Origin of the sequence: Citrobacter rodentium NBRC 105723 = DSM 16636, from assembly GCF_021278985.1 — a bacterium.
GTDB classification, from domain to species: domain Bacteria; phylum Pseudomonadota; class Gammaproteobacteria; order Enterobacterales; family Enterobacteriaceae; genus Citrobacter_A; species Citrobacter_A rodentium.
In genome coordinates this window covers 4,286,564-4,298,074 of record NZ_CP082833.1, presented here as the reverse complement: position 1 = coordinate 4,298,074, position 11,511 = coordinate 4,286,564, and the positions used below count along the sequence as shown (strand labels likewise).

General features: G+C 51.6%; 9 protein-coding genes and 3 pseudogenes. 7 read left to right on the top strand and 5 right to left on the bottom strand.

What is annotated here, in order from left to right:
* Positions 1–4: 4 nt before the first annotated feature.
* Together K7R23_RS20485 and K7R23_RS20480 are read right to left on the bottom strand one after the other, a co-directional pair.
* On the bottom strand, positions 5–748 hold the full coding sequence (locus tag K7R23_RS20485; RefSeq protein WP_012905483.1) for an ABC transporter ATP-binding protein: 744 nt from the start codon (positions 746–748) through the stop codon (positions 5–7).
* Positions 745–2,313 carry an ABC transporter permease gene (locus tag K7R23_RS20480; protein ID WP_012905484.1) on the bottom strand — a complete coding sequence of 523 codons (1,569 nt, stop codon included), beginning with the start codon at positions 2,311–2,313 and terminating at the stop codon, positions 745–747. The genes K7R23_RS20485 and K7R23_RS20480 overlap by 4 nt, the downstream gene beginning before the upstream one ends.
* A gap of 222 nt (positions 2,314–2,535) precedes the next feature.
* On the opposite strand from K7R23_RS20480, the gene K7R23_RS20475 reads away from it, so the two are divergent.
* Entirely contained in the window at positions 2,536–3,603 is a 1,068-nt protein-coding gene (locus tag K7R23_RS20475; RefSeq protein WP_012905485.1) for an ABC transporter substrate-binding protein, read from the top strand.
* On the opposite strand, the gene K7R23_RS20470 is transcribed toward K7R23_RS20475, so the two are convergent.
* The 3 genes from K7R23_RS20470 to potC form a co-directional block, all read right to left on the bottom strand.
* Entirely contained in the window at positions 3,600–4,538 is a 939-nt protein-coding gene (locus K7R23_RS20470; protein WP_012905486.1) for a LysR family transcriptional regulator, read from the bottom strand. The two genes, K7R23_RS20475 and K7R23_RS20470, sit on opposite strands and share 4 nt — an antisense overlap.
* A 253-nt stretch (positions 4,539–4,791) precedes the next feature.
* Positions 4,792–5,838, bottom strand: a complete 1,047-nt coding sequence (potD, locus tag K7R23_RS20465) for a spermidine/putrescine ABC transporter substrate-binding protein PotD (RefSeq protein ID WP_012905487.1) — start codon at positions 5,836–5,838, stop codon at positions 4,792–4,794.
* Between the two features lie 51 nt (positions 5,839–5,889).
* Positions 5,890–6,681 carry a spermidine/putrescine ABC transporter permease PotC gene (potC, locus tag K7R23_RS20460; protein WP_012905488.1) on the bottom strand — a complete coding sequence of 264 codons (792 nt, stop codon included), beginning with the start codon at positions 6,679–6,681 and terminating at the stop codon, positions 5,890–5,892.
* Between the two features lie 181 nt (positions 6,682–6,862).
* Between potC and K7R23_RS20455 the strand changes: the two are divergent.
* From K7R23_RS20455 to nleL, 6 genes and pseudogenes are all read left to right on the top strand, one after another.
* A pseudogene (locus K7R23_RS20455) lies at positions 6,863–7,000 on the top strand (Ail/Lom family outer membrane beta-barrel protein); the annotation flags it as partial.
* Positions 7,001–7,151: 151 nt separating this feature from the next.
* Positions 7,152–8,275, top strand: a pseudogene (locus tag K7R23_RS20450) (prophage tail fiber N-terminal domain-containing protein).
* Between the two features lies 1 nt (position 8,276).
* A complete protein-coding gene (locus tag K7R23_RS20445; protein ID WP_001023417.1) occupies positions 8,277–8,546 on the top strand; it encodes a phage tail fiber C-terminal domain-containing protein in 270 nt (89 codons plus the stop codon).
* A 14-nt stretch (positions 8,547–8,560) separates the two neighbouring features.
* Positions 8,561–8,643 (top strand): annotated as a pseudogene (locus tag K7R23_RS26005) (tail assembly protein); the annotation flags it as partial.
* A 12-nt stretch (positions 8,644–8,655) separates the two neighbouring features.
* Entirely contained in the window at positions 8,656–8,754 is a 99-nt protein-coding gene (locus K7R23_RS20440; protein ID WP_148222075.1) for a hypothetical protein, read from the top strand.
* Positions 8,755–8,772: 18 nt separating this feature from the next.
* A complete protein-coding gene (gene nleL / locus K7R23_RS20435; protein WP_012905489.1) occupies positions 8,773–11,121 on the top strand; it encodes a type III secretion system effector E3 ubiquitin ligase NleL in 2,349 nt (782 codons plus the stop codon).
* The last annotated feature ends 390 nt before the right edge of the window (positions 11,122–11,511 follow it).

The following is an 11,511-nucleotide window of genomic DNA, read 5'->3' as shown; positions in this document are numbered from 1 at the left end:
AAAATCAGCCAGAAGTAATCAGATTACGAATTTGCCGGCAGGCCGCGATAAAAGCGGTATCGTCGCGCTGGCGCGGATGGGGCAGCGTCAGACTGACAATGTCGCGTATCCGCCCCGGACGTGGTGAGAACACCACGACTCGATCGGCGAGCGCGACCGCCTCTTCCACATCGTGCGTTACCAGTAGGGTGGTGGTTCCTGCGCTACGGTGGATTTGCAGCAGTACCTGTTGCAGGGTATGGCGCGTCAGGGCATCCAGCGCGCTGAAAGGTTCATCCAGCATCAGAATCTGCGGGCGGGCAACCAGACCGCGAGCAATCGCCACCCGCTGGGCCATACCGCCGGAAAGCTGAGCGGGCAGCGCGTGAGCAAACTCGGTTAACTGTACGCGTGCCAGCATTTCCTCTGCCCGCTGACGTTTCTCCGCCCGGCTGAGCTTTTCATCCGCCAGGCCGAGCATCACGTTGTCGATAACCTTAAGCCAGGGGAACAGGCGCGGCTCCTGGAAGACAATGCCGCGCTCTTTGCCAACGCCGGTCACCCGCTCGCCGTTGATGCGGATCTCGCCCTGAGATACCGACTCAAGGCCCACCAGCATCCGCAGCAGCGTTGATTTACCACAGCCGCTGCTGCCTACCAGCGCCACCAGCTCGCCGGCGGCAATATCAAGACTGACGTTCTGTAACGCCGTCACCTGTTGCCAGGATTTACGCACATGGTGAAATGAAACCAGGGTCGAAGAGATCATAAAGGCTCCTGTTGACGCCAGCGGGTGGCGCGAAGTTCGAGGACTCGTCCGGCTTTATCCAGCGCCGCGCCGGTGATGCCCACCAGCACCATGCCGCAAAGAATGGTCGGCATATCCAGCAGTTGCTGAGCGTTGATCATCAGACTGCCGATCCCAGGCCCCGAAGACATGAAGTATTCCGCACCGATATTGCCAAGCCAGGCGTAGATCAGCGCCAGCCGCAGACCGGCAAAAATACCCGGCGCCGCTCCGGGAAGGATCAGCGAACGCAGGCGCGTGAGCGCGCCTAAACGCAGCACGCGGGCGACCTCATCCAGTTGAGGATTACGCTGGCGTACGGCCTGCAACGTACTGAAGAACATTGGAAAGAATGAGGCGAGGGCAATAAACACGATTTTGCCGCCGTTATCGTTGCCCACCCATGCGGTCAGCAGCGGTAGCCAGGCAAACAGAGCAATATGGCGCAGCACATTAAGCGTGGGAGTGAAGATCTTCCCGGCGCGCGGGCGTAGAGCCAGAATTAACCCGCAGAGCAGACCGCTGGCGATACCCAGCGCGCCGCCGACAAAGGCCCGGCCCAGACTCGCCAGCATCGCCGCGGTCAGTTCTCCGTTCAGGGCGCCCTGAATAAAACGTTCCGCCACGGCCTGCGGGGAAGAAAACAGCGTACTGTCGATCCATGACCACTGGCTTGCCAGCTGCCACAGCGCCAGCAGCATAACCGGTAGCTGTAATGCCCGCCAGCTGGCCTGAGGCTTCCAGGCCAGGCGTCCGGCTGCTGGCTGCGGCCAGTACACCAGCCGGGAACAGGCCCGGTTAGCCGCCCATTCCATTATCATGCCGCTCAGTCCCACCACGACAATGATGACGAAAACGATATCCAGTTGAAACAGCTGGCGACCCCAGACCATCAGATAGCCAATTCCTTCGGAAGAGGCCAGCAGCTCAACGACAATCAGCGATACCCAGGCCTGGGAAAGCGCCAGCCGCAGGCCGGTAAACCAGCCCGGCAGGCTCGCCGGGATCACCAGCCAGCGTAAGCGCTGCCAGCGAGAAAAGTTCATTACTTTTCCGGCTTCGCTCAGCATCAGCGGCACGCTGGTCACCGCCTGCTGAGTATTGATGGTCAACGGCACAACGGTGGTTTTGATAATCACGGCCAGCTTGAGGCCGTTATCAATCCCGAACAGCACCATAAAGAGCGGGATCCAGCCCAGCGTCGGGATTTGCGCCAGCGCGTAAAACAGTGGCTCCACGCGTTGGGCAACTGCCGGCACCAGGCCAAATAGCGCGCCGAGCAGCGTGCCGGCAGCGGTCCCCAGCAGCAGGCCCAACGCAAGGTGGCGGAGACTAAATCCCCATTGCGCCAGCAGGTCACTGTTCAGCAGCGACAGCGCGGTTTCCGCCACCACCGACGGCGCTGGTAAAATCTGCTCCGGCATCCACTGTTCGCGGGCGGCGAAGTACCACAACAGCAGCAGTAACGCGGGCAACAACCACGGCCAGCCGTCAGGCCTGACGCCCGGCCTGTCGGCGTTGCCGGTTCTTAAGATCATCTGCGACATATCGGTCCACTTTTCGGGGAGTGATGCCGTTATAAAAACGTGACTCGCCCCGCTTCGCTATTGCGTTAGGCGAATAATCCCGATGCAACAAATGCATTTCAGCCTGCTGCAGCCGCGGCCTCTGCTTTAGCTTTTTTTTCGCTTTGCTTTGCGAATAAAAGTATTTAACAGCGGGCCCGGCGGCTCTTTAGGGTGAGAAAAAACTCAGGAGAGCAGCAGGTTATGATGAAAGTAATTTTTAGCCGCGCCTTAATTGCGCTGACGGCGATCGTCAGTCTGATGAGCGGCGGCCATGCCGAAGAGCTGCGCGCTATTCGTATCGGCGTGCCGGATCAAAGCGCAGGCAGCCAGCCTTTTATCGAGGGGCCGGTCGGCATGGCCTATATCCGCCATCAGCTGGAAGCGGTGTTTACCCCGCAGGGAGTGAAGGTCGAGTGGCAGTTCTTCAAAGGCGCGGGTCCGGCGGTGAATGAAGCGCTGGCTAACCGACAGCTTGATTTTGTCTATCTCGGCGATCTGGCGGCGATTATTGGCAAAGCGAACGGACTTCCGACACGGCTACTGCTGGGCAGCCGTGGTTCTGAGTCTTATCTGGCAGCGACCCGCGCCTCGGGAATTAAGGGCCTGGCCGACCTGAAAGGCAAACGGGTTGCGGTGTATCGCGGTACAGCGGATCAGTTGGCCTTTGACCGCGCCTTACACACCGTCGGACTCACTGAACAAAATTTACAGGTGATTAATCTCGACTGGAATGCCGGTAAAGCGGCACTGGCGGCAGGCCGTGTTGATGCTGTCTGGGGCGGCGTCTCTCTGCTGGCCTTGCGCGGCGATAAGATCGACGTGGTGGTGAAAAGCGGTGATTCCGGTCGTCAGAACACCACCCAGGCGGGATTTCTCGGCACCCAGGCTTTTATTGATGCGTGGCCGCAGGCGACCCAGCAGATTATTGACGTGCTGGTGAAGAATGCCGCAGAAATCAGCGATCCGGCGAATCGGGATAGCTGGTCTGCTGAAATGGCGCGGCAAAGCCAGATTCCCCGGACGCTCTTTCTGGAAGAACTACAGCCGCAGGATCTTAACTTTACCACTTCGCCGCGTATTGACCCGTTTCTGATCGACAGCTTCCGCAGCAGCGTGGAACAGGCTAAATCGGGCCGGTTAATCCGTAACGCTTTCGACGCTGGCGGGTGGGGGGAGGGTAAATATGTCGAACAGGCGATCAAAACGCTAAATCTGGAAAACCACTGGCCGCAGTACGATACCCGGGGCCAGCCGCTTAACGCGGGTTAAGCTTTTTCCGCCAGCGCCGGTTGCGGGTACTGACGGTCGGCGTGCAGGATAGTTTCAATCAGGGTTTCTGCCAGCGGCGACAGAACGGCATGAACCGGTGAGATAATCGCAAACCGGGTCTGCATCAGTCGCCACTCGTCAGGCAGGTCGCTAAGTTCCAGTTTTACCAGCCGGTGGCTGTTCTGGCAAAGCGCAAAGCCGTCTTCGCTGGCGAAGCTTATCGCGTCGGTATGCGCAAGCGTTGAAAATAGCGCATAGGTATGGTCGCACTGAATTGCCGGGGTAAAGTCCTGCTGCTGGCTGAGCGTTGCCAGCACTTTGCGTACCCCCGGCGGTAAATAGGGCGCCGCAAAGGGGTAACGCAGCATAGCCTGAACCGATACCGGGCCCTGTTGCGCCAGCGGATGATCGGCATGGCAGACAAAAAAACAGCGCTGCGGGCTTAGCGGTTGCACCCGCAGCTGCGGGTCCAGCTCGGCCTGCCAGCTGTCGGCGACCACAAAAGGGTATTGCTGGCTGGTCAGCGCATGGTGCAGGGCAAACCAGTTATCAATATGAAAACATACCCTTACCTGCGGCAGGCGGCGATGGTAATCGCCAACGGCGAGCGGAATCAGGCGCGCGCCGGGAGCCGGGCCACAGCCGAAAGCCACTTCGCCGCTTTGCGCATCGTCCGCTTCACGCAGCTGGCTACTCAGCTCAATATTCAGCTCCTGAAAGCGACGGGCGTAGGGCAGGAGCGTCTGCCCATGCGGCGTCAACGTGGGTAACTTGCTCTGCCGGTAAAATAAGGCATGGCCGACGCTCTGCTCGAGCGCCTGAATGCTCCGGCTGAAGGCCGATTGCGACAGGCATACGGCCTCCGCCGCGCGATTAAAACTGCCATATTCAACCAGCGCGACAAAGTTGCGCAGTTGGCGAAAATCCAGATGCATAGGCCCGCTTCATCCTCTCTTAACAGGCAATAACAATACTGGACAGTGAACCAGGAGCGCAATCACGGTCGCTGAAATGCACTCAGGTTGCCAGCAAGGCGTCAAAGGTTGAAAACCGCCTCGCTTTTCGGCAGGCGGCATTCACTTTACCTGAGCAATCAGCGCCATACCATAAAAAATCCACGCCTGAGCGTGGATCGGGAAGGAAGATACTGGCCGGGCGGGAGAAGGCATTGCCCGGCGCTTAACGGGGTTAACGACCCGCTTTTAGCTTCTGATAATACTCTTCGTAGATTGCACTGGCGGCGCCGACGTCATTCTGCCATTCCCCTTTGCTGATGGTCTGCGCGTCAGGATAAAGCGATTTATCATTAGCGACCTCCGGGCTCAGTAGCTTACGCGCCGCCAGGTTTGGCGTCGGATAGCCAATGGTTTCCGCCACTTCTTTTGCTACTTCCGGGCGCAGCAGGAAGTTAATCAGCTTCAGCGCGCCTTCTTTATTTTTGGCGTTGGCAGGAATGGCAAGGCTGTCCATCCAGAAGATCCCGCCTTCTTTCGGCCAGACGACCTCCAGCGGCGTACCGGCCTGACGCGCCACCCAGGCGGAGCCGTTCCACACCATGCCGAGGTTGACTTCACCTTCCATATACGGATTCGCCGGGTTGTCGGAGTTGAACGCCGCCACGTTTGGCATCAGCTTTTTCAGCTCGTTGTAGGCGGCTTCAATCTCTTTCGGATCGGTGGTGTTGCCGGAGTAACCCAGCTTACGCAGCGCCATCTGGAACACTTCGCGCGCGTCATCGGTCAGCAGCAGGCTCCCTTTGTATTCCGGTTTCCACAGGTCGGCCCAGCTGGTCACCGTTTTCGGATCGATGCTGTCGCTGTTAACGCCGATCGCCGTGGCGCCCCAGATATACGGAATGGAGTAGTCGTTATTCGGATCAAACGGCTTATTCAGCATGTCAGGATCGAGGTTATGGAAGTTGGTCAGCTTCGCTTTGTCGATCTTCTGGATCATCCCCTCTTTGCGCATTTTATCGACGTAATAGGTGGACGGAACCACCAGGTCATACGCGCCGTCTTTGTAGGTTTTAAGCTTGGCATACATGGTTTCATTCGATTCATAGGTCGAATAGATAACCTTAATGCCGGTCTCTTTAGTGAACTGCTCAAGCAGGCCTGGCGGCACATACTCGGTCCAGTTGTAGAAGTAGAGCGTTTTACTGTCGTCCGCGTGCGCAGCGCTCATACCGATAGCGAGAGCACCTGCCGCGAGCAGGTGGCGTGACCATTTTTTCATTTAACGTCCCCTGAGATTAACGCCTGACTCTTCAGGCTGTTTTAACAACAATTACGCCTGGCGAGACAGGCTCTTCGTTTTATCACGAGCGATAAGCTGGCTGGCAATGACCATCACCAGCGACAGCACCAGCAGTATCGTCGCCAGCGCATTCACCTCCGGTGAGACGCCGACCTTCACCATTGAGTAGATTTTCAACGGCAGGATCTCATAGCCAGGTCCGGTAACGAACGACGAGACAACCACATCGTCCATCGACAGCGTAAAGCTCAACAACCAGCCGGCGGCCACCGCCGGCATCGCCAGCGGCAGAATGATTTTCCGCAGAATGGTGAGCTCGCTGGCGCCAAGATCTTTCGCCGCTTCCAGCATTCTCACGTCGAACCCTTTCAGCCGCGAGTATACCGTTACCACCACGAAAGGCAGGCAGAAGGTGATATGCGAAAACAGCAGCGACCAGAAACCAAGCTGAATGCCGAGCAGCATAAACAGCACCAGCAGGGAGATGGCCATGACGATATCCGGCGACATCATCACCACAAACAGCATCCCGCTGACGAACGGTTTACCGCGAAAACGGTAGCGGTACAGCGCCACTGCGGTCAGCGAACCGATCAGCGTGGCAAAGGTGGCGGAAAAAACCGCCATCGTCAGCGAGTGCCGGGCCGCCTGCAACAGGCTGTCGTTATTGATCAGCAGGCCATACCATTTGGTGGTAAAGCCCTGCCAGTTGATGCCAAAGCGCGAGCTGTTGAAAGAATTCACAATCAGAATAATGATTGGAATATAGAGGTACGCGTAGATAGCGGTCATAAAACCGCCGCGAAGCAGTCGACCGATCATTCCAGCTCCACCTTCTTGTTCATAAGATGGAGCACTTTCAGGATTTTGAATTTATTCAATTTTTTCCTTTCTCCAAAATCTCTCCAAAACTTTTCCCCAAAACAAGGCCACGCATTTTACAACACTTTTTTCCTGAGATGGTGACGGATATTCCATATGGTGTTTGTCAAATAACCAACTTAACCCATTCCTGACCCCGGGTATGGGAATACAGATTAACCCAGCAGAAAATATAGCGATCGACATGGCATATGAAACTGCCGGACGTGGTGACTGGCGAACGGATGCGTTTATTGTTGGTATCGGATACCGTTTCTGACAACAGACGCCGATTTATCTTCTGTAAATATTGGTATGATACGCAGGTTCATCCGCCTTATGCGGAGAACTGTGTTTGAGGAAACGTAAAGTTACACTGTCCTGAAGCCCGTGGCGTCACTGCTGCGGGCTTTTTGTATTGGTGGAAAAGTATGACAGTAAAAATTTCTGGCGTGCTTAAAGATGGCACAGGAAAACCAGTACAGAACTGCACCATTGTGCTGAAGGCCAGACGGACCAGCACCACGGTGGTGGTGAATACGGTGGCTTCAGAAAACCCGGATGAAGCCGGGCGTTACAGCATGGAGGTGGAGTATGGTCAGTACAGCGTCATTCTGTTGGTGGAGGGATTTCCTCCGTCACATGCCGGGACCATCACCGTGTATGAAGATTCTCAACCGGGGACGCTGAATGATTTTCTCGGTGCCATGGCGGAGGATGATGTCCGTCCGGAGGCACTGCGTCGCTTTGAACTGATGGTGGAAGAGGTGGCGCGTAACGCTGAGGAGGCGAAGAAGAATGCCGGAGAAGCGGAGACGTCAGCGAGGAATGCCGGCATATCAGCCAGTCAGGCAGAAGAGAGCGCTGCAAATGCTGACACTTCAGCAGGGGGGCATCGGAGTCAGCCCGGGAGTCAGCAGAAAGCGCACAGTCAGCGGAACAAAGCAGGATAGCGGCGGAAGAAGCCGTAAACCGAATCCCCACCGTGGTGGGGCCACCCGGGCCAAAGGGAGAACCGGGGCCCGCGGGTCCTCAGGGGCCGAAGGGAGATAAAGGAGAGCGTGGCGACACCGGCCCGGCAGGGGCAACCGGTGAACGGGGGTCGGCAGGTGATGCTGGTCCGGCAGGCCCGCAGGGGCCGAAAGGCGACAGGGGAGAGCGGGGAGAGCGGGGAGAGACCGGCATGACGGGAAGTGCAGGTCCACAGGGGCTAAAGGGAGATAGCGGTCCGGCAGGCCCACAGGGACCGAAAGGAGAAACAGGTGCGGCAGGTCCGGTGGGGGCTACCGGACCTCAGGGTCCGAAGGGCGACCCGGGGGAGACACAAATACGGTTCCGTCTGGGGCCAGCAAGCATTATTGAGACAAACAGCTATGGCTGGTTCCCGGGTACAGATGGCGCACTCATCACCGGACTGACATTTCTTGACCCCAAAGATGCCACACAGGTTCAGGGAATTTTTCAGCATTTGCAGGTCAGATTTGGTGACGGGCCGTGGCAGGATGTCAAGGGGCTGGATGAAGTGGGCAGTGATACAGGCAGAACTGGAGAATGACATGAACATACTAAAAAAACTTATGCAGCGTCTGTGCGGTTGCGGAAAGCATGATGACCGTGAAAACGGGGAGTTACTTACAGCACAACTGCGGCTGGGACCGGCAGACATCCTGGAGTCAGATGAGAATGGCATTATCCCGGAGCAGGCCAGGGTAATCACGCAGGTGGTGATACTGGATGCGGATAAAAAGCAGATACAGTGCGTGGTAAGACCGCTGCAAATCCTCCGTGCTGACGGGACGTGGGAAAATATTGGCGGGATGAAGTAGTCCGACAGCTTCACAAAAACCGGAGTCCGGCTCCGGTTTTTGTGTTGCCATGTCCGGGGAATATTTGTTAGATAAAAAAGGGGAGATAATTCAATAGGGAGTTAAATTAATGCCGATAAATCTGACATCTTATTTGTGGGTACAGGGACTGAAAGTTGTCCCGGCAGTTGTGTTTTCTAATTTTTCTAATTTTACTTTAGTGGACTAAGTAGAAGGAGTGCGATAAATGCTGCCCACGACAAATATTCCTGTAAATTCTGGAATAATATCTTTTGAAGGTCCTGTAGGTTCACCATCTAACGAGGATATTAAAGTTGCACTCGAAAAGTGGTGCGCTGAGGGAGATTTCAGAGAACATCGTCATGAGGTCGCATCAAAAATACTTGATGTTATAAGTACTCATGGAGAGACTTTATCAATCAGTGAGCCAATAACAACATTACCAGACTTGCTTCCTGGTTCTTTGAAAGAACTGGTTTTGAATGGATGTACAGATCTGAAATCAATAAGCTACCTGCCACCCGGTTTATCTTCATTAAGTATGGTTGGATGCTCGTCATTAGAAGTTATAAGTTGCAACATACCTAGCACTGTCGGTAATTTATCCTTATGTCATTGTGGTTCTTTGAAGTATATAGAAGGTTCCTTTCCTGAGGCACTCAGAAATTCCGTATATTTAAATGGCTGTAATTCATTAAATGAATCGCAATGTCAATTCCTTGCATATGATGTCAGTCAAGGCCGTGTCTGCCTGAGCAAAGCTGAGCTTACTGCTGACTTAATGTGGTTGTCAGCTAACCGAACGGGTGAAGAGTCTGCTGAAGAATTGAATTACTCTGGATGTGACTTGTCAGGTCTAAGTCTTGTAGGGCTGAATTTATCATCAGTAAATTTTTCTGGAGCAGTGCTTGATGATACAGATCTCAGGATGAGTGATTTGTCTCAGGCTGTATTGGAAAACTGTTCTTTTAAAAACTCGATTTTGAATGAATGTAATTTTTGTTATGCTAATTTATCTAATTGTATTATTAGGGCTTTGCTTGAAAACTCTAATTTCAGCAATTCCAATCTTAAAAATGCATCATTTAAAGGATCTTCATATATACAATATCCTCCAATTTTGAACGAGGCTGATTTAACAGGCGCTATTATAATTCCTGGAATGGTTTTAAGTGGTGCTATCTTAGGTGATGTAAAGGAGCTCTTTAGTGAAAAAAGTAATAGCATTAATTTAGGAGGGTGTTACATAGATCTATCTGACATACAGGAAAATATATTATCTGTGTTGGATAACTATACAAAATCAAATAAATCAATTTTATTGACTATGAATACATCTGATGATAAGTATAACCATGATAAAGTAAGGGCAGCTGAAGAACTTATCAAAAAAATATCTCTTGACGAATTAGCGGCGTTTCGGCCCTATGTTAAGATGTCTTTGGCTGATTCATTAAGTATTCATCCTTATTTGAACAACGCAAATATACAGCAATGGCTCGAGCCTATATGTGATGACTTTTTTGATACTATAATGTCTTGGTTTAATAATTCAATAATGATGTATATGGGGAATGGTAGTTTATTGCAGGCAGGGATGTATTTTGAGCGACATCCAGGTGCGATGGTATCTTATAATAGTTCCTTTATACAAATTGTAATGAATGGTTCACGGCGTGATGGAATGCAGGAACGATTTAGGAAACTCTATGAAGTATATTTAAAAAATGAAAAAGTTTATCCTGTCACACAGCAGAGTGATTTTGGATTGTGCGATGGCTCTGGGAAGCCTGACTGGGATGATGATTCCGATTTAGCTTATAACTGGGTTTTGTTATCATCACAGGATGATGGTATGGCAATGATGTGTTCTTTGAGTCATATGGCTGATATGTTATCTCCTGATACATCAACTAACTGGATGTCCTTTTTTTTATATAAGGATGGAGAAGTTCAAAATACATTTGGGTATTCATTGAGCAATCTTTTTTCTGAATCATTTCCAATTTTCAGTATTCCTTATCATAAAGCTTTTTCCCAGAATTTCGTTTCTGGTATTCTGGATATACTCATTTCTGATAATGAACTCAAAGAGAGATTTATTGAGGCACTTAATTCCAATAAATCAGATTATAAAATGATTGCTGATGATCAGCAAAGGAAACTTGCCTGTGTCTGGAATCCCTTTCTTGATGGTTGGGAATTGAACGCTCAGCATGTAGATATGATTATGGGGAGCCATGTGTTGAAAGATATGCCACTAAGAAAACAGGCTGAAATATTATTTTGTTTAGGGGGGGTTTTCTGTAAATACTCATCGAGTGATATGTTTGGTACAGAGTATGATTCTCCTGAGATTCTACGGAGATATGCAAATGGATTGATTGAACAAGCTTATAAAATAGATCCTCAGGTATTTGGCTCAGTTTATTATTACAATGATATTTTAGACAGACTACAAGGAAGAAATAATGTTTTTACTTGTACCACTGTGCTAACTGATATGCTAACGGAACATGCAAAAGAATCTTTTCCTGAAATATTTTCATTATATTATCCTGTTGCGTGGCGTTGATTTAGAGACCATAGATGAATATTATTGTAACACTGTCTTTTTAGGTTTGCACATGTTCAGTGGGAACATTTATTGCTCCGTTGTTATTATGTCTTGGTTTAGTGTCATGAGCCGAATGTTCTTAAATTTTACAGTGTCGAAGATGAAAGAGTACGATAGAACTCGTTGTGATTCGATTTGTCTGATACGGTGGTAATATATGAATAGGATACAGCATATATCGTAGTGTTTGAGGATGTTGATTAGGGCATATGATTTTTATATTTCTCTTGAGCAACGTTTTAAAGGAAGATTTACATGTGACAACTTTGTCTGAAGAGTATCTTTGTTGTCAGTGTTTTTTTTGAATGTGATAATTGATTTTATTTTGCTGTGAATGGTCACTATAGA